At 45.8% G+C, this 18,615-nt stretch carries 21 protein-coding genes and 1 pseudogene; 7 read left to right on the top strand and 15 right to left on the bottom strand.

Annotation, left to right across the window (positions count from 1 at the left end; all coding sequences use genetic code 11):
* Nucleotides 1-82: 82 nt before the first annotated feature.
* From pucI to KXD37_RS08285, 4 genes are all read right to left on the bottom strand, one after another.
* Nucleotides 83-1,555 carry an allantoin permease gene (gene pucI, locus KXD37_RS08300; RefSeq protein WP_095712834.1) on the bottom strand — a complete coding sequence of 491 codons (1,473 nt, stop codon included), beginning with the start codon at nt 1,553-1,555 and terminating at the stop codon, nt 83-85.
* A 181-nt stretch (nt 1,556-1,736) separates the two neighbouring features.
* Complete coding sequence (locus KXD37_RS08295) at nt 1,737-3,098, bottom strand: MFS transporter (protein WP_254517915.1); 1,362 nt, start codon at nt 3,096-3,098, stop codon at nt 1,737-1,739.
* Nucleotides 3,095-3,661, bottom strand: a complete 567-nt coding sequence (locus KXD37_RS08290) for an isochorismatase family protein (protein ID WP_106019700.1) — start codon at nt 3,659-3,661, stop codon at nt 3,095-3,097. The genes KXD37_RS08295 and KXD37_RS08290 overlap by 4 nt, the downstream gene beginning before the upstream one ends.
* A 187-nt stretch (nt 3,662-3,848) precedes the next feature.
* The gene (locus KXD37_RS08285) at nt 3,849-4,310 is read right to left on the bottom strand and encodes a hypothetical protein (protein WP_106019701.1); all 462 of its coding nucleotides are present in this window, start codon (nt 4,308-4,310) and stop codon (nt 3,849-3,851) included.
* Between the two features lie 281 nt (nt 4,311-4,591).
* On the opposite strand from KXD37_RS08285, the gene amtB reads away from it, so the two are divergent.
* From amtB to bcrC, 3 genes are all read left to right on the top strand, one after another.
* Nucleotides 4,592-5,806: an ammonium transporter AmtB gene (gene amtB / locus KXD37_RS08280; protein ID WP_024123127.1), complete on the top strand. Its 1,215-nt coding sequence runs from the start codon at nt 4,592-4,594 to the stop codon at nt 5,804-5,806.
* Nucleotides 5,807-5,817: 11 nt separating this feature from the next.
* Nucleotides 5,818-6,168: a P-II family nitrogen regulator gene (locus KXD37_RS08275; RefSeq protein WP_010332189.1), complete on the top strand. Its 351-nt coding sequence runs from the start codon at nt 5,818-5,820 to the stop codon at nt 6,166-6,168.
* A gap of 182 nt (nt 6,169-6,350) precedes the next feature.
* On the top strand, nt 6,351-6,932 hold the full coding sequence (gene bcrC, locus KXD37_RS08270) for an undecaprenyl-diphosphate phosphatase BcrC (RefSeq protein ID WP_024123128.1): 582 nt from the start codon (nt 6,351-6,353) through the stop codon (nt 6,930-6,932).
* Nucleotides 6,933-6,968: 36 nt separating this feature from the next.
* Here the strand turns inward: bcrC and KXD37_RS08265 are convergent, their stop codons facing one another.
* Together KXD37_RS08265 and spoIIQ are read right to left on the bottom strand one after the other, a co-directional pair.
* Nucleotides 6,969-7,391, bottom strand: a complete 423-nt coding sequence (locus KXD37_RS08265; RefSeq protein WP_263463476.1) for a VanZ family protein — start codon at nt 7,389-7,391, stop codon at nt 6,969-6,971.
* A 109-nt stretch (nt 7,392-7,500) separates the two neighbouring features.
* Complete coding sequence (gene spoIIQ, locus KXD37_RS08260) at nt 7,501-8,373, bottom strand: stage II sporulation protein spoIIQ (RefSeq protein ID WP_024123130.1); 873 nt, start codon at nt 8,371-8,373, stop codon at nt 7,501-7,503.
* Between the two features lie 134 nt (nt 8,374-8,507).
* Here spoIIQ and KXD37_RS08255 point away from each other — a divergent pair, with 134 nt between their 5' ends.
* Nucleotides 8,508-9,005, top strand: a complete 498-nt coding sequence (locus tag KXD37_RS08255) for a GNAT family N-acetyltransferase (protein WP_044159687.1) — start codon at nt 8,508-8,510, stop codon at nt 9,003-9,005.
* A complete protein-coding gene (locus tag KXD37_RS08250; protein ID WP_106019703.1) occupies nt 9,002-9,520 on the top strand; it encodes a DUF5362 family protein in 519 nt (172 codons plus the stop codon). Before KXD37_RS08255 ends, KXD37_RS08250 begins: the two co-directional genes overlap by 4 nt.
* A gap of 27 nt (nt 9,521-9,547) precedes the next feature.
* Here KXD37_RS08250 and KXD37_RS08245 read toward each other — a convergent pair whose 3' ends face one another.
* Nucleotides 9,548-9,985: a DUF5392 family protein gene (locus KXD37_RS08245; protein WP_024123133.1), complete on the bottom strand. Its 438-nt coding sequence runs from the start codon at nt 9,983-9,985 to the stop codon at nt 9,548-9,550.
* 243 nt (nt 9,986-10,228) lie between these two features.
* Between KXD37_RS08245 and cls the strand changes: the two genes are divergently transcribed.
* Entirely contained in the window at nt 10,229-11,677 is a 1,449-nt protein-coding gene (gene cls / locus KXD37_RS08240) for a cardiolipin synthase (RefSeq protein WP_024123134.1), read from the top strand.
* A 271-nt stretch (nt 11,678-11,948) separates the two neighbouring features.
* On the top strand, nt 11,949-12,338 hold the full coding sequence (locus tag KXD37_RS08235; RefSeq protein WP_105990821.1) for a DUF5362 family protein: 390 nt from the start codon (nt 11,949-11,951) through the stop codon (nt 12,336-12,338).
* A 37-nt stretch (nt 12,339-12,375) separates the two neighbouring features.
* Here the strand turns inward: KXD37_RS08235 and KXD37_RS08230 are convergent, their stop codons facing one another.
* The 8 genes and pseudogenes from KXD37_RS08230 to urtC form a co-directional block, all read right to left on the bottom strand.
* Entirely contained in the window at nt 12,376-13,017 is a 642-nt protein-coding gene (locus tag KXD37_RS08230) for an NAD(P)-dependent oxidoreductase (protein ID WP_106019705.1), read from the bottom strand.
* A gap of 67 nt (nt 13,018-13,084) precedes the next feature.
* Nucleotides 13,085-13,486, bottom strand: a complete 402-nt coding sequence (locus KXD37_RS08225) for an Rrf2 family transcriptional regulator (RefSeq protein WP_024123137.1) — start codon at nt 13,484-13,486, stop codon at nt 13,085-13,087.
* 133 nt (nt 13,487-13,619) lie between these two features.
* Nucleotides 13,620-15,329, bottom strand: a complete 1,710-nt coding sequence (gene ureC, locus KXD37_RS08220; RefSeq protein ID WP_106019706.1) for an urease subunit alpha — start codon at nt 15,327-15,329, stop codon at nt 13,620-13,622.
* A complete protein-coding gene (ureB, locus tag KXD37_RS08215; protein ID WP_024123139.1) occupies nt 15,326-15,700 on the bottom strand; it encodes an urease subunit beta in 375 nt (124 codons plus the stop codon). The genes ureC and ureB overlap by 4 nt, the downstream gene beginning before the upstream one ends.
* Nucleotides 15,697-16,014, bottom strand: a complete 318-nt coding sequence (ureA, locus tag KXD37_RS08210) for an urease subunit gamma (protein WP_024123140.1) — start codon at nt 16,012-16,014, stop codon at nt 15,697-15,699. The genes ureB and ureA overlap by 4 nt, the downstream gene beginning before the upstream one ends.
* Nucleotides 16,015-16,115: 101 nt before the next feature.
* Complete coding sequence (gene urtE / locus KXD37_RS08205) at nt 16,116-16,817, bottom strand: urea ABC transporter ATP-binding subunit UrtE (RefSeq protein WP_024123141.1); 702 nt, start codon at nt 16,815-16,817, stop codon at nt 16,116-16,118.
* Complete coding sequence (urtD, locus tag KXD37_RS08200) at nt 16,814-17,563, bottom strand: urea ABC transporter ATP-binding protein UrtD (protein ID WP_106019708.1); 750 nt, start codon at nt 17,561-17,563, stop codon at nt 16,814-16,816. Before urtD ends, urtE begins: the two co-directional genes overlap by 4 nt.
* Nucleotides 17,538-18,609 (bottom strand): annotated as a pseudogene (gene urtC, locus KXD37_RS08195) (urea ABC transporter permease subunit UrtC). Before urtC ends, urtD begins: the two are co-directional and overlap by 26 nt.
* Between the last annotated feature and the right edge of the window lie 6 nt (nt 18,610-18,615).

Genomic DNA, 18,615 nt, shown 5'->3' with positions numbered 1-18,615 from the left:
TTCTATTTAGAATGGATTTTCTTATATCATTATAAGTTATCCATTTATGGAAAACCATCTCAAATTTCACCTGCATAAGTTCTTATTCAGCTCGACGCACCTGCCCAGAATCATACTTTCCAATAGCCGATGATATCGGCGGGTGAATCCGCATCAGAGCAATATAGACAAGAAATGATGTCAGCACACCTACAAACCATGAGATGTCATATAAGCCTTTTAATGCGGGGACATACATTCCGATTAATGAGATCAGTGCGCCTAAAAGCGTGGCTGCGAATGCCCGGTAGTTATACCCTTTAAAATACACATACCGTCCGGTTTCGGAATAAAGGTCATCAACCGAAAGCTCCCGCTTGCGAATAATAAAGTAATCAGCCATCATGACGCCCGCCACCGGACCGAGCATGCCGCCGATTAAACCGAGAAACGCATAAACGCTGGTTGCGCTCTCCATGAGCTTCCACGGAACCGTAAATAAAGCGAGCAGGGCTGTAATAAAGCTGCCTCGTTTAAAATTAATATATTTCGGCAAAGCATTCGCAATATCATAAGCCGGAGACACGATGTTTGCTGCGACATTAACTGATATGGTGGCAATACAGAGTGTAATCACAGATAATACGATGACATAAGGATTATCAAACCTCGCTAAAATATCAACCACGTCCCAAATCGGCTCGCCGAAAGCAACCTGCGAACCGGAGGTCACCGTAATACTGGCAAACGCAAATAATGCGAAGGTTCCAGGCAAGCCGTAAAACTGGCCTTTAATCTGCTCTTTTTGCGTTTCAGCAAACCGTGTAAAATCAGGTATGTTTAAAATTAACGTCGCCCAAATGCCGATAATGCCGGTGACTCCGGCAGCAAACGGCCAAAATGTTTCTGAAAACGTATGAAATTTTCCAGGCTGCGAATAGATCGGCCCGAGTCCTCCGGCTATATCGACCGCCCACCATACCATGCCGCCAAACACCACATATACTAAAGGACCTGCCCATACCTCGAAACGCTTAATTGATTCCATGCCGTGATGCAATACGAGTAAATGCACAGCCCAAAAGAATACGAAAGAGAGGAAACCAGACAAGTGAATGCCCAGAATATTCCACTCCCCGCCAATCTCTCCCCAGCCGGGCCACATATTTAACAGCAAAATGTTCAGCGCCGTGCTTCCGGCAAAGGTTTGAATGCCAAGCCACATAATGGCTGTAAAAGCCCTCAGAAGCGCCGGAATGTTTGCGCCGTAAATTCCATATGAAGCCCGGATAATCACAGGAAACGGCAGCCCGTATTTTGTCCCTGCATGCCCGTTTAAGGCGAGTGCGCCAAACAAAATAAGCGAGGCCGTAATAATGATCGCCATCACCTGCCACGGTGAAAGCCCGATTGCAATTAATCCGCCCACTGTCGCGTAGGTCGGAATATTATGTATGCACCCCATCCAAATCGAGGCAAAGTTCATTGCTTTCCAAGTGCGTTTTTCCTGCCCTAAAGGCAGCAGATCCTCATTGCTCAGCCTGTTTGATTGCTGCTGACTCTCTTTTAACTCCATAGCCGGCTCCCCTTTCAGCATTGTCTATCTTCCGTTATATGTATTGTTTTCTAACATGATATGTTACGTAATATAACTGAAAAGTCAGATAAATACATTGGCTATAATACACAATCCTTTTATTCATTTTTGAGCATCCTAAACAAGAAAAAGAGACAGACTCGCATATCTGTCTCTTTTCTCATATTCTTGTTTTCATTAAGGCGGTGAATCTCAAAGCCACGAAGAGACTCAATGCGCCTACAGCAATAAGGATCATTCCCATGATATCAAAATGAGCCGCTGTAATCTCTTTACCGAACAGAAGGCCCAGAATCACGGAGGATAAAATTGAGCCGAGGTAACGGCACGTTTGGAACAGCCCCGAGGTCGTTCCCACCATGTCTGAAGGGCTCGTTTTCAGCATCGCCGCCTGAAGCGCCACGTTTCCAAGTCCGTAACCGATGCCGAGCAGCGACAGGATCAAGCCTTTCCCGATGACCGGAACGCTGATAAAAAAGACCGTTAAGAGCACAGCGCCAGCCGTCATCAGAAGCGCCCCCGCCAAAATCGGCTCGATGACTCCCGATCGGTCAATCCACCTACCTGTAATAGGCGATACAGCGATGCTCATTCCTGACATGAACAGCATAAACAGACCGCTCGTTTGGACAGAAAGATGCATTTCATCCTGAAAATAACTCGGCAGGCCGAAAAATAAACAGTAGAAGAATACATTGAGTAAAATAAACTGAACGTATACCGCTGACAGGCTTCGCTGCGTTTTAAACAAACGGACATCAATAAACGGCTTCTCCGTTTTCAGCTCACGCCAGACAAATGACACAAGCAGAATGACACCAATCACACCTTCTGACGCATGCGGGGATGTGCTGAATGAAAGCAAAAAGGACAGGAGCAAAATGATCCCGCCGGCAAACAAAAGGATTCCCGGAACATCTAGCTGCCGGATAACCGCTCTGATCCCCACCCCTTTTTTCTGATCCTTCGGGAACATATACATCCCTAATAGGAAGCTTAGGATAATAAACGGCAGATTGACGATAAAAATCGCCGGCCAGCCGCCCCAGACAATCAAAAAGCCGCCGACTGTCGGCCCCAGCGCCGTCATTGCAGATGCAAATATGGACAGCACCGCCATGGCTGAAGCCTGGCGCTCATGTATGTGATTTCGTATCAGCCCGACTCCCGACGGATAAATCGCACTGCTCCCCACCGATTGAAACAGCCGCATGACCAATAATGTCATAAAGGTTGGCGCAAGCGGCGCCCCGATGGCGGAAACCGCCACAAGAATAAGCCCATATAAAAACAACCTTTTCCGCCCAATCAAATCGCCAAGCTTTCCCGTCACAGGCTGGGCCACAGCACTCGCCAAATAGAAAGAGGAGATCAGCCAGGAAACCGTCGTAAACGACAGGCGAAACTCATGCTGGATGCTGTGGAGCGCCAGAGAAATCATAGACGAGTTCAGCGGATTCAGCATCGTTCCTGAAGCTACCGCCGTTAAAAAGACAGCACGGCTCTTTTTTGATATTTTCATTTCACTTGAGATAAAAATTCTTCTGTTGTCCGCGATTTACCGATTCTCGGAAAAATAAAGCGCAGTGTGGCTTCATGCTCATCCTCACTGAACGTGGACATCGCGTCGGTAATAAAAATCTGCTGATAGCCAAGCTGAAAGGCCTCGCGAGCCGTACTTTCCACTCCGATATTTGTGGCAATGCCGCACAGTACAATCGTATCAATGCCGCGGCGTCTCAGCTGCAAATCTAAGTCCGTGCCGAAAAATGCGCCCCACTGGCGTTTGGTCACTATGTAATCTCCGTCCTGCACACCGATTTCCGGAACAAATTCCGCCCAATCCGCCGGCATTTCACCTGAACCTTCCTGCGCCTGTTCATCCGTTTCCGGCTTTAGCGCATCCGCTCCGTCATGGAAGGCTACATTCACAAAGCTGATAAAGCCGTTATGCTTTCGGAATTCATCAACAAGCTTTTTCGCATTCGGAACAACCTGTCCGCTTTTGTCTATTGGCACAATTCCTTTTTGCAGATCAATGATAACCAATGCTGTGTTTTGAAAATCAATGGTAAGTGTGTTCATTTTGCGTTTCCTCCTGATGCTGTTAGTGTTTCTCGCATTCCATATTTTACTCTTCACTTCACATGAATTCTTGCATGACGCTTGTGAAATTCTCAGGAGAAGCGCTTATCTCACGATTTTTCTTTTATATAAAAATAAAAGGTGGTGCATGCAAACATACCAGCAAGCACTGTGATCATAAAAGTTGTCATAGCTTCGTCACCTGCCTGCCGTTAATCGGCTGCTGATTAAACATGCCCATAAATTTGCGGCGGTCAATCCAAAGCAGAATCAAACACATGATCATTAATATCGTACTGAGATCCTGCACGCCAATATCAAAACAATAGTTAATCATGACGATGTTCACAATAATCGGCATAAATACAACGGCGCCTAACGCAGATGTTCTTGGAATCAACAGCAAAACTGCAGCAATGATTTCCCCAAAGCCTATAAATACTTCATAGACATGAGAATAACCGAAAAATGTCCATGCAATTGCAAATCCCTTTCCTACTCCAGCTGCAATTTCAGGTGTTACTTCCCCAAACTGCCCCATGACCACTTTCGCCAGGCCGTACACAACAAAATTAAAGGCCAAAAACAACCGGAATGTCGCCGGAATGGACTTTCTTAACGCTCTCAGCAGCCTGCTGCCTTTATTCATATCGCATCCCCCTTAGTGTATTATATTAACTAGTACACTTAATACACTATATATAATTCTATTTATTGTCAATTCCCTTTTTTCTCATAAAAACAGAATTATTTTATAGGCATAAAGTCTTGTATGGCAAATACCATTTTTCTTTCTTCGCCCGCATCGATAACACACACTAAAAAAACATGTTAGGAAATCTCACATGAAAATGTTTTATCATTCTTTTTTCTCTATAATGAAGAAATATAATAATTGCTTTTATTCTGAAAGATACGGAGGAATGAGACATGCAAATGGGCGATACAGTATTTATGTTCTTTTGCGCTTTACTCGTGTGGCTGATGACCCCGGGGTTAGCGTTATTTTATGGAGGAATGGTAAAAAGCAAAAATGTGCTGAGTACAGCAATGCACAGTTTCTCTTCCATCGCCATCGTTTCCATCGTTTGGGTGCTGTTCGGATATACACTTGCCTTCGCACCAGGCAATTCAATCATTGGCGGACTGGAGTGGGCAGGTCTGAAGGGGGTCGGATTTGATCCGGGTGATTACAGCGACACGATTCCCCATTCATTATTTATGATGTTCCAAATGACGTTCGCGGTTCTGACAACTGCTATCATTTCCGGGGCTTTCGCAGAGCGGATGCGATTCGGCGCTTTTCTTTTATTCTCGGTTTTATGGGTTTCATTGGTTTACACGCCGGTTGCTCACTGGGTATGGGGCGGAGGCTGGATCGGCCAGCTTGGCGCGCTTGATTTCGCAGGCGGAAACGTTGTTCATATTTCTTCCGGGGTGGCCGGCCTTGTTCTGGCCATCGTGCTCGGCAAACGGAAAGACGGCACAGCGTCTTCTCCGCATAACCTCATTTACACCTTCTTGGGAGGCGCCCTGATTTGGTTCGGCTGGTTCGGTTTTAACGTCGGCAGCGCCCTGACATTAAACGATGTGGCCATGTACGCCTTTATTAATACAAACACGGCTGCTGCAGCGGGGATTGCCGGCTGGATATTGGTTGAATGGATCATCAACAAAAAACCGACGATGCTCGGCGCGGTATCAGGAGCGATCGCAGGGCTTGTGGCCATTACGCCGGCGGCCGGGTTTGTCACACCGTTTTCTTCTATTATCATTGGCATCATTGGCGGAGCGGTTTGTTTCTGGGGTGTCTTCTCGCTGAAACAGAAATTCGGATATGATGACGCACTTGACGCCTTTGGCCTGCACGGCATCGGCGGCACATGGGGCGGCATCGCGACAGGATTGTTCGCAACAACTTCAGTCAACTCCGCTGGTGCAGATGGTTTATTCTACGGGGATGCAAGTTTAATCTGGAAACAAATTGTAGCGATCGCCGCAACTTATGTTTTTGTATTTATTGTCACATTCGTTATTATTAAAATTGTAGGCCTCTTCCTTCCCCTACGCGCAACCGAAGAAGAAGAATCACTCGGGCTTGATTTAACAATGCACGGGGAAAAAGCATATCAAGATTCTATGTGAGGAGTGACGCTATGAGCGGTCAAATGTTCAAGGTAGAAATTGTAACGCGTCCGGCAAATTTTGAAAAGCTGAAGCAGGAACTCGGAAAAATCGGAGTCACCTCTCTGACCTTCTCCAATGTTCACGGCTGCGGGCTTCAAAAAGCACATACGGAGCTTTATCGAGGGGTAAAAATAGAAAGCAATGTATATGAACGGTTAAAAATCGAAATCGTGGTCAGCAAGGTTCCTGTTGATCAAGTAACTGAGACCGCTAAGCGGGTTCTGAAAACGGGATCACCGGGTGACGGTAAAATCTTTGTCTATGAAATCGGCAATACGATTAATATCCGCACCGGCGAAGAAGGACCTGAAGCGCTGTAATATCGTTAAGAGATTCGGACACTCCGGATCTCTTTTTTTGCGAACAGAAAAAACCCCCAGAAACCGCGGTACCCATTCGAATCCTCTTCAAGCACCATGATTTCAGACAATCTCTATTTTTATTTGAAACTTTTTCTGAGTAAGATGAGTCTACTTAATATAAAAATGTAAAAGGTGATTATTTGAATTACGAAATATTTAAAGCTATCCATGGATTATCTCATCACAATTCTGTTCTCGATTCCATTATGGTTTTCATAACGGAATACGCGATCGTTGCCTATGCGCTTATCTTATTGGTGATGTGGCTGTTCGGGAACACACAAAGCAGAAAGAACGTGCTTTACGCAGGAATTACAGGAATTGCGGGTCTTGTGATTAATTTCTTGATTACACAAGTTTATGTTGAACCACGCCCTTTCGTCGCTCACACAGTGCATACGCTGATTCCGCACGATGCAGATGCTTCTTTTCCGAGTGACCACACAACGGGAGCGCTAGCTATTTCGATTGCAATGCTTTTCAGAAACCGTAAAATCGGCTGGCCGCTCGTCATCTTCGGGCTTTTGACCGGTTTTTCACGAATTTGGGTGGGACATCACTATCCTGTAGATGTGTTGGGCAGTCTTGTTGTCGCGATCATTATCGGGTTCCTATTCTTTAGATTTTCAGATCTTCTTCGCCCGTTCGTTGATTTCATCGTTCGAATCTATGAAGCGATTATCAACAAGATTACGAAAAAACCAACCGATCAAAATTTCTAAGCAAAAAAGCCGGCCTCTGAATGCAGAGCGCCGGCTTTAATATTTTTCATACACCTCATGTTTTTTCCGCTTTGCGATAACAAATAATCCAAGAAACAGAGCAATCCCAACACTGTCAATGAGCACATCCCGGATACAGCCGTTTCTGCTGAAGAAAAGCTGAATGATTTCCGTAAAAACGGCAAACACGAATGCTCCGGCCGAGGCCCATTTTATACGGCTCCATTGCTTCCAGAGCAAATATGTCAGCACGAAAAAAGAAAACGCGTGCCCGATTTTTTGAATCATAGCTACAGGCGTGGTCAGCTGAGTAAAATCCATGTCTAAAAATCGGTTTAGATCAGGATGCGGATGAAAGTGAAATGCCACTGTCTGCGACATCACCATATCACTGAAGCTTTCTGTACAGACAGAGAGTAAAATGAAGAAGATCCAGCCTGCGAGTAATAGACGATGCATAAAAACAGCCTCCTTTCCAGCGGCATTTTGTGCATGTAAATACATAGACGGCACAGTGAAACAAAAAGTAACAAAAAAACGCCTATCACACCGATAGACGTTTTCTTCATTAGGACTGTTCAGTGCCTTCTGTTGTGCTGCTTTCTTTGGAACCTGATTTGTCAGTTGAATCATCCGTTTTGTCCTCGGATTTTTCGTCAGTTCCTTTTTCAGTCGAACCATCCTTTTTTTCTGATGATTGCTGAATGGATTCTTCTGTTTCCTCAGTTGCAGCTTTTTCTTCTGCAGCTGCCGCTTTTTCAATAGAAGAAACCGGCTTGTCCATAAAGTTCAGCGGGTTCATAGCAACTCCGTCTTTACGGATTTCAAAGTGTACGTGGTTGCCGCTTTCTTCGCTGTAAAGGTTCTTGCCAGACTTTCCGATGACCTGGTTTTGCTTCACCTTGTCGCCTTGCTCAACACCTACTTCAGAAAGTGATTGATACACAGTAGATAACCCATCAGCATGTTCGATTTCCACAACATATCCCAGCACTGGATCTTTTTCAGCTTTGACAACCGTACCGCTTAGAGAAGCAGAAACATCGAAATCTTTTCCGTCTTTCTCAGCTAAGTCAATTCCTTTGCTTAGGCTGTACGTGTTATTATAGGTAACGAGTGCTGCTTCTTTTTCTTCTTTTGCGGCATCAGTTTCATAGAACTTTTTCACAACAGAAACGTTTTCAGAATCAACAACCGGCATTGCGACATTTTCCATAGACTTTCCTACTTCAACTGCATCGTCGTTGTTGTCATACGCGGAGCTTCCGCCGTTATCAGCTAACTGATCCTTTACCTCATCATTTGATACAGATTGATACCAAAGGACAGCTGTTAAAATGACGGCCGCACTGACTAAGTAAATTGCAGGGAACACCCAGCGTTTACGAAAAAACTGCTGAAGTTTTTTGACTTGAGAAGTTTTCTTTTCTTCCTCTCTCATTGTTTCATCACCTCAGCAACATTCTGAACACTTTTCTGAAAATATATACATCGATATAAAAAACTTTTTTAGATATAGTTTGTGCAGGCTGATAAGAAAATATGTAATTTTTTTGAGAGGAGAACAAGATACGTATGAACTTAACATTACGTCTTGCTGAAAAAAAGGATATAGAAGCGGTTGTAGCGATTTATAACTCTACGATTGCCTCGCGAATGGTAACAGCCGATACTGAACCGGTAACTCCGGAAGACCGGATGGCATGGTTTTTGGGACATACAGACGAACGGCCGCTGTATGTTGCTGAGGATGAAAGCGGGGACGTGGCTGCCTGGATCAGCTTCGAAAGATTTTACGGCAGGCCTGCTTATAATAAAACAGCCGAGATCAGCATATACATTCATGAATCATGCCGCGGCAAAGGCGCCGGAACGCATTTGCTTCAGGAAGCGCTCCGCATCGCGCCGGAGCTTGGCATCCGCTCGCTTATGGCCTTCATTTTCGGACATAACAAGCCTAGCCTGAAGCTGTTTGAAAAGCACGGTTTCAAGGAATGGGGGTTATTCCCCGGCATTGCCGAAATGGACGGCAAGCGATATGACTTAAAAATATTAGGGAGAGAGCTATCATGATTAGTCTTGATAAAGATGAAAACCATATTGAAACTCATCACGAAGAAAACAGCGTGATTGAGCAGGAGAACGGCAGCACAGCGGGCGAAAAACGTGAGCTGAGCGCTGCTGCTGTCAAATCGCTTTCAGACATTGCAAAGTGGGGCAAAATAACAGGAATTCTTTTGATTGTCATGGGCGCGCTGGCTGCCCTGTCGGCTTTAATGACAGTCATAGGCGCTATTCCAGGCGTTCTGCTCATTATTTCAGGCGTATTTCTGATGCGGTCAGCAAAATCAGCAAAAGAGACGAGCGGAAATCTGACCGGCAGTGCGGGTGAAAGCATGCTGGAGAACTACGGAAAATTTATTAAAATGCAATTATTCTACGCTGCATCAAGTATCGCCGCAGGCCTTATCGGAATCATTTTGCTCATTTTCTTCCTCGTATTTGTCGGCATCGCCGCTTTTGAGGATATGGATACGTATGAAGACCCGGATTCCTATTATTATGAAGATGAGCCCGTATTTGAATAAAAAGAGCTGACCCATGTCAGCTCTTTTTTAATACAGCATTTTCTTGCGTCTGTCTTCTTCAGTCAAAAACTCAACAAAGCTCCGCATCGCAAACGGTTCTTCCTTGATCTGGCGCGTATACGTGTTTTTGCGCTCTTCTGAAAGAATTTCGCTCTTTTTAATTCTGTTCAGCATATAGATATGAACGGTCTTTTGAATTTGTTTATGCTGATAGCCCGCTTCTTTAAAAAATGCTAATCCAAGTGCAGCAAGAAGCGCAAAAAGTCCGGCGCTGATCAGAGACTCTCTGTCTGCTGAAGCATGAAAAAGGAAAGCAGCCAAATTAAAGAGAGAGAATGCAGCAAGCGGAACAGCAAGAAAACGGTAGATGACAGTTTTCTTCATTAAAGGCTGTACAGCCTTTTGAATTTTTTGCATTTCTGTTTTAATGAACCCCGGCATTTGTTCAATTCTGTAAAAGTTCATGTAATTCTCCCCCTTTATTTGATTTTGCAAGGCTTCACGAACGTTATCATATGAGTTTATTTTAACGCAGGTGCAAGCTGGTTTTAAAGAAATCTGCCCGTGTTTTTCGCGAAGAATCTGGATCAACACACTTTATTCTTTTAAAAAGTCAGTGTTATAATTTGTAATGGGAATCAGATTGCTGTTATTCATGGAATACTAATGGCAATCTTCTTGATAAATATGAATTAGCGGGGTTACAAAGTGAGTATTTCTTCCATCCTTTTGTCACTTTTTTTCATTTTGAATATTCTTTTGGCCATCATTGTCATATTCAAAGAACGGCGCGATGCCAGTGCATCATGGGCTTGGCTGCTTGTTCTTTTCTTTATTCCCGTTTTAGGCTTTATTTTATACCTATTATTCGGTCATAATCTCAGACGCAAGCATTTGTTTCAATGGGAGGATCGCAAGAAAATCGGCATCGAAAAGCTGCTGCAGCATCAGCTTGAAGAATTAGAAAACAGGCAATTTCAGTTCAACAACCGGGCAACCTTTGATAATAAGGATTTAATATATATGCTCATCATGAATAATCACGCTGTCTTTACAGAGGATAATTCAGTTGATGTCATAACAGACGGACGTGATAAGTTTCAGCGGCTTTTACATGACATATCAAAGGCAAAGGATCATATCCATCTACAATATTATATTTACAAAGGTGATGAATTAGGAAAAAAATTGCGGGACGCCCTCATTCAAAAAGCGAAAGAAGGTGTTCAGGTCAGGGTTTTGTATGATGAGCTCGGGTCCAGAACGCTGCGCAAAAAGTTTTTTAAAGAACTGCGTGAGGCCGGCGGGCATGTGGAGGTCTTTTTCCCTTCAAAGCTCAGGCCGATTAACCTTCGGCTGAATTACCGCAACCACCGAAAGCTTGTTATCATAGACGGCATAACCGGTTATGTCGGAGGGTTTAATGTCGGGGATGAATATCTCGGGCTCAATCCGAAGTTCGGCTATTGGCGCGATACCCATATTCGATTGCAGGGAACGGCCGTTCACGCCATTCAGACACGATTCATCCTTGACTGGAACCAAGCTTCACATCATCATACGCTCACCTATATCCCGAACCACTTTCCCGATTGCAGCCCAAAGGGAAACGTCGGGATGCAGATTGTTACGAGCGGGCCCGATTCCGAATGGGAACAAATTAAAAATGGCTACATCAAAATGATTTCAAACGCCAAGCGGAACATTTTGATACAAACACCTTATTTTATTCCGGACGCAAGCCTGCTGGATGCATTGAGGATCGCGTGCCTGTCAGGCATTGATGTCAACATTATGATACCGAACAAGCCTGATCATGCTTTTGTATACTGGGCCACGCTTTCGTATATCGGGGATCTTTTAAAAGCCGGAGCCACCGTCTATATTTACGATAATGGATTTATCCATGCGAAAACAATTGTTGTAGATGACGAAATTGCATCGGTCGGTACAGCGAATATTGACGTCCGAAGCTTCAGGCTGAATTTTGAGGTTAATGCATTTATTTATGATATCAACATTGCCAAAAAACTGGTTTCTACATTTAAAGAAGATTTGCTCGTATCCAGAAAATACACCTACGAGGAATATCAGCAGCGGTCATTATGGATCCGCATCAAGGAATCCGTGTCACGGCTATTGTCGCCGATTTTATAAGATGTGCCAATCCCCCCGGCCTTTATGGCCGGGGTTTTTCAGCATGGCATCATCACGCATCCCGTATAAACGCGCGTGGCCTTTCCATATAGCGTGCAATCATAATAAAAAAATCACTAATATGATCACGTAATTGATCAACAGCGTCAGGCCAAACTCCATTCACGCCGCAGCAAAATCAATTCACTATTTTTATTTCTTTATACAAAACTTCTCACAAATAGTGTATAAAAGAAAAGTGAGTATTTTTTTGTAAAGGGGACCCGTGTCAATGAATCCGGAAACGGTCAACAAAACCCTCATCAGTATTTCAAAATGGGGAAAAGCAACAGGCATTTTATTTATTATTATGGGCGCTTTTACTGCGCTTTCAGGCGCGTTCTTTTTTCTTATCGGCGCAGTGCCGGGCGTACTGCAAATCATTGCAGGCATCTTTTTGATGCGGTCAGCAAAAGAAGCTGGCTTAATGGCTGAAAAGCATAGCGGGCAATCTGAGGATTTAATGCTGGAGAACTATGCGAAATTTGTAAAGATGCAAGGGATTTATTTAATCGTGAGCATCGCTGTATCGATTCTGGCGATCATCGCATTCTTCATCTTTCTAATGCTTGGAATTGCCGACGGCATATTCAGCGATTATGATACGTACAGCACCTATTAATTAGAAAAACCCGGAGCATCCTCCGGGTTTTTTCTTGTTATTCCGCTTCGCTTACTACTGTGAAGCGTTCATTTTTGTGTGACGGATGTTCAAGCTCATCCAAAACAGCGATCGCATAATCGGCATAGCTGATATAACTGTCGCCTTTTGCGTTTACGATCACATTGTCTTTTCCTTTTTGGTAAGATCCCGTCCGCTTTCCTGCCGGATCAAAAAACGCCGCCGGGCTGAGGAACGTCCAGGAAATAAAGTCTGCCTTTTGCAGGTCTTTCAAGTTCTCTCCTTGATTTGATGCAGTCGGAAGATATTCTTTTGGGAATTCCGGTGTATCCATTAAACGTGTTGTTTTGGCTTCATCAACAAACAGGCTTCCCGCTCCGCCGACGACAAACAATCTTGTATGTTTTGCATCCTTTAGCAGGCTGATTAATGTTCTGCCTGCTTCAACATGAAGATGTTCCTGGCCAGGCGCAGCTCCAAAAGCGTTAACGAGTGCATCGAAAGGCTTGAGATCTTCTGCCGTCAGTTCAAAAACATCTTTCTCCAAAATCGCTGTATCCTGATCCTGCACTTTAGATGCATTTCGGACAATGGCAGTTACCTCGTGACCTCTTTCCTTCGCTTCTTTCAAAACCAGACTTCCCGCTTTTCCGCTTGCACCGATAATTCCTATTTTCATTTTTGATTTCCTCCTTATTTGTAACAATTTTAGTTACACGTTAGTGGTGAGAAGTCATCCCTTTTGATCAAAAGAGATGATTCATTACATCTTTTAATGACTTGCTTGCCAGCTCATTTTCCATCGCTTTTTGCACACTTTCAAATGTCTCATCCAGCGCGCACTGAATTTTTTTGCCTACCGGACACTTCGGGTTCGGGTTTTCATGAACCGCAAATAGTTCCTCTTGGTTTTGAACAGCACGATATACTTCTAAAAGAGAAATATCAGCCGGATCTTTTTTGAGGCTCGCGCCCGGCACCCCGGCGCGTGATGTGAGAATATCGCCCTTTTTCAGCAGGCTGATCATCCTTCTTACAACAACCGGGTTGGTGTTGACACTGTCAGCGATGATTTCCGAAGACGCTTTTTCATCCATCGAAATGAGAGATAAAATATGAATGGCGACAGCAAGACGGCTGTTAATCATGTTTTTTCACCACCGTTGTAACTATAATAGTTACATTTAATTCGTTTGTCAACATATAATATACACTAAATTTGCGCTTCTTGCGCATCCGTTTAGTCAATAAAACGGCCGGATGCACTCCGGCCGTGTCTTGTCAGAATAAGAAATATCGCTGTCCCAGCGGAACATAATCGACAGGCTGGCAGGATAATTCTTCTCCGTCAGCAAAGACCTGATACGTTTTCGGATCGACTTCAATCTTCGGCAAAGCAGCGTTTAATTTCATATCCAGCTTGCTCAGCTTGCGGATGTTTTTCACAGGAGAAATTCTTTTTTCCAGCCCTAACCTTTCCGCCACACCCCTTTCAATGCCCGCCTGGGACATAAACGTAATGGAGGTTGAGCGGTTGGCTTTACCATACGAAGCATACATTTGGCGCATGAACACAGGCTCCGGAGTCGGGATAGACGCGTTTGGATCCCCCATTTGCGCGCGTGCTATCATGCCGCCCTTTAAGACCAATTCCGGTTTCACGCCGAAAAATACAGGATCCCACAGGACAAGGTCAGCGAGCTTTCCTTTTTCTACAGAACCGACTTCATGGCTGAGGCCGTGAGTAATTGCCGGATTAATCGTATATTTGGCAATGTAGCGTTTCGCACGTACGTTATCATTTCCGTTTTCTCCAGTGAGAGCGCCGCGCTGTTTTTTCATTTTGTCAGCCACCTGCCAAGTGCGGATAATGACTTCGCCAACACGTCCCATCGCTTGGGAATCCGATGATGTCATGCTGATCGCGCCGATATCATGGAGAATGTCCTCTGCCGCAATCGTCGCAGCCCTGATTCTGGAATGGCTGAACGCCACGTCCTCGGGCACCTTCGCATCTAAATGGTGACAGACCATCATCATGTCAAGGTGCTCATCCATCGTATTGACGGTGTAAGGAATTGTCGGCGTTGTGGATGACGGCAGAATGTTCGCGTAAGAGGCGAGCTTCATAATATCCGGAGCATGGCCCCCGCCTGCTCCTTCAATGTGATATGTATGAATCACCCGGTCTCCGATTGCGTCAAGCGTGTTTTCCAGGAAGCCCGCTTCATTGATCGTATCCGTATGGATTGCGACTTGAATATCGGCTTCATCCACAACTTCCATACACGTTTTGATAGCGCTTGGCGTCGTGCCCCAGTCTTCATGAAGCTTCAGGCCGATGGCGCCGGCTTCCACCTGTTCGATCAGCGGCGCTTTATCGGATGCGTTCCCTTTTCCTAAGAAGCCGACATTGATCGGGAATTCCTCGGCCGCTTCCAGCATCCTTGCCATATACCATGCACCTGACGTACATGTTGTCGCTTTGCTTCCTGTAGCAGGTCCCGTTCCGCCTCCAAGAAGAGTCGTGACTCCTGAAGAAAGCGCAACTTCCATCTGCTGAGGACAAATAAAGTGAATGTGCGTATCCACTCCTCCAGCCGTTAAAATTTTGCCTTCACCGGAGATCACCTCTGTACCCGCACCAATGACCATATGCGGATCGACCCCGTCCATGATATCGGGGTTGCCGCTTTTTCCGACACCCACAATCCTGCCGTCCTTTACACCGACATCCGCTTTAACAATGCCTGTGTAATCCAATAACACGACGTTGGTGATCACCAAATCCAAAGCGCCGTCTTTTCCTGTGATGCTGCCGTTTTGGCCCATGCCGTCACGGATCGTTTTTCCGCCTCCAAAGATCATTTCTTCACCATAAACAGTGAAGTCCTTTTCGACTTCGATCCATAAGTCCGTATCGCCCAATCTGATTTTATCGCCCGTTGTCGGACCAAACAGCTCCGCGTATTGCTCCCGTGACATTTTCATCGAATCACACCCTCCATCCAGCCGGCTTTCTTTAAGTTGGCTAACGTTTTTTCTTTCCCGCGTTCATCGATATACGTATCGGCCATTCCGTTCAGTCCTCTTACTGTTTTTCGTCCGCTGAATTCAACAAGCGTGACCGTTTTCTCCTCACCTGGCTCAAAACGGACCGATGTGCCTGACGGAATGTCGATACGCATGCCGATGGCTTGTTCGCGGTCAAACGATAGCGCACCATTGGCTTCCGCAAAATGAAAATGTGAACCGACCTGAATGGAACGTGATCCGGTGTTTTTCACCGCTATCTCCCGTGTCTGGCGGCCTTCGTTAATCGTAATGGTCCCTTCAGCAATCTGAAATGCTCCCGGCTTCATGACTTCACCTCCGCAGAAATCGGCTGGTGTACTGTGACAAGCTTCACTCCGTCAGGGAATGTAGCTTCCACCTGAATGCTGTCCAGCATCTCAGGCACGCCCTCCATGACATCTTTTTCAGTCAATACATGGCGGCCGGCTTCCATCAGCTCCGCCACTCCCTTTCCGTCACGCGCGCCTTCCATGATAAAACAGGTGAGATAAGCGGCAGCCTCGGGATAGTTCAGCAGAACGCCGCGCGCCTTTCGCTGCTTGGCTAATTCTCCCGCTGCAAAAATGAGCAATTTCTCTTGTTCAACCGGTGTCAGTTTCATCTTAGGTCCTCCTTATTATCGTCATTCATAAAGCGGATTGCGTTACATGAATCTCCGGAACGATGCAGGCGGGCCATCACCTCCCTTTCTCAGGATGCTGATTATACGGTGAGATGCCTTTCAAAACGGCGAGCCGTTTCATCGTCAGCCTTTCCGTGAGCGACGACCGTTCCCCTGTCCATGACGTAAAGATAATCAGCGCACGTTAAGGCGTTCTCTAAGCTGTGTTCCACCAAAACAATTGCAGTCTCTTCTTTTCTGGAAATTTCTAAGATGACTTTTTGAATCAATTCCACGATTGAGGGCTGAATTCCTTCCATTGGTTCATCAAGTAAAATAATTTTTGGATTTCCCATCAACGCTCTGGCAATCGCAAGCTGCTGCTGCTGTCCTCCGCTTAAATCGCCGCCTTTCCGGTCGAGCATGTCCTTCAAAACAGGAAACCACTGAAAAATCTCTTCCTTGATCCGCCCTCTCCGCTCCTTCTTAGGAAGCGGTTCTTCTCCGAGCAAAAGATTGTCGCGAACGGTTAAAGCGGGGAAGATGTCTCTCCCCTGGGGCACGTACGCAATTCCAGCTCTTGCCCGTTTTTCCGTCTTTTCGTTTTGAACAAACGTTTGATGAAAACGGATCTGTCCCTGTTTGGCCGGGATCAGGCCGATGATCGTTTTCAGCAAAGTGGATTTGCCGACTCCGTTTCGGCCTAATACAGCGACGATCTGCCCGGGGCGGACCTCCATGCTGAGGTTATGCAAAACCATGGATTGATCGTAACCGGATGTCACATTACTGACCGCTATCATGACGCTCCGCTCCTTCCTAAATACACCGCTGCCACCTCTTCATTGCTTGTAATCTCATCCATCGATCCTTCACAAAGCACTCTCCCTTCATGCATCACCGTGACTTTTTTGGAAAACGAGCGGACAAATTCCATATCGTGCTCCACAATTAAAACGGAACACGTTTTGGCAATCTCCTCAAGGAGAGCCCCGGTTTTATCACGCTCTTTTCCCGTCATACCGGCGATCGGTTCATCCAGCAGCAAAAGCTTCGGCTCCATGGCGAGCTGCATGCCGATTTCGAGCCATTGTTTCTGCCCGTGTGACAGGTTGCCGGCTTCTGCATCCCGCTTCTCTTCTAACCCGATCAGCTTCAGGATGTCTATCACCCTGCCACGCTGCTCTCTTGTCATACGCGCCATCAGCAGAGAGAGAATCGTTTTTTTCTGCTTCATGGCAAGTTCTATATTTTCAAACACGGTCAGCTGCGAAAAGACACTCGGAGCCTGAAACTTTCTGGCGACGCCCATTTTGGCGATCTGATATTCCGGAACCTTTGTCAGTTCAGCCGTTTCCTGAAACACAATCTCGCCCGAATGCGGCTTTGTTTTCCCGCAAATGATATCCAGCATGGTTGTTTTCCCGGCGCCATTCGGCCCAATCAAAAAGTGAATATCACGTTCCTGTACACTGATATCTGCCCCCTGCAGCGCCCAAAACCCGTCAAACTGAACCTTCACGTCACGGCAGATAAGTATCGGTTTCATATGCAGCCGCTCCTTTCTTTTTAGAGAAGGAAAGCTGGGTGCCAAGCTTTTCAAGCAGTCCGACAATCCCTCTTGGCAAGTAAAGCACGACGATCATAAACAGCGCACCGAGGAAATACAGCCAAATGTCAGGATAATATTCGCTTAAATAGCTTTTCATGCCGTTTGTTAACAGCGCGCCCAGCACAGCTCCGAAAATGGAGTGCCTGCCGCCGATCGCCACCCACAGCACCATTTCCACTGAAGGGATGATGCCCATCATTTCCGGCGAGATCATTCCGTCCTGAAGCACAAACAGCATCCCGGCAATTCCCGCCATCGCAGCGGACACACAGTAAATAAACACTTTAAAAACAGTGGAATGATAACCAAAAAAACGCACCCTGTTTTCTCCTTCCTGAACCGCCTGCAAAAGCCGGCCAAAGCGGCTTCTCGTAAGAAACAAAGCGATTACAACAGTAAGGCCGAGAAAAAAGACTGTGGTAAAATACAGGATCCGCTTCAACGCAGGATCAGCCAAAGAATATTGAAAAATCGTATAGAAGCTGGTAAGTCCATTGGTACCGCCGGTGATTTCCTGGCTGCCGATGAACAGTGTGACCACCACAACGACGACTGCCTGTGATATCAATGAAAAATAAACTCCCTTTATATTGTTGCGGAACGTAAAATAGCCGAGCAAAAAACGCCAGTAGCACAGGCACAGCCACAGCCGCCGCAATTGCAGCAAAAGGATGCCTGAACAAAGCCCAGATCCACGGCAGTTCGCTGACTCCCGTCCACTCCATAAAATCAGGAATACCGGATGGTGAGGCTTCTATTTTTAAATACATCGCCATGCAATAGGCGCCCAATCCGAAAAAGACGCCGTGCCCCAAGCTCAAAATGCCTGTATATCCCCAAATCAGGCAAATGCCGACCGCTACAATCGCAAAGCATAAAAACTTCGCCAACAGCCCCAATCGAAACTCCTGAAGAAAGAACGGAGCGGCGATAAAAAGGGCAAACATCACAAGATACGGACTGAATTGCGAAAACTGCTTCATCCGGCA

The organism is Bacillus sp. XT-2, from assembly GCF_025696525.1.
GTDB classification, from domain to species: Bacteria; Bacillota; Bacilli; order Bacillales; family Bacillaceae; genus Bacillus; species Bacillus halotolerans.
The sequence above is the reverse complement of the archived record's forward strand: the minus strand, read 5'-3'. Positions and strand labels throughout refer to the sequence as shown.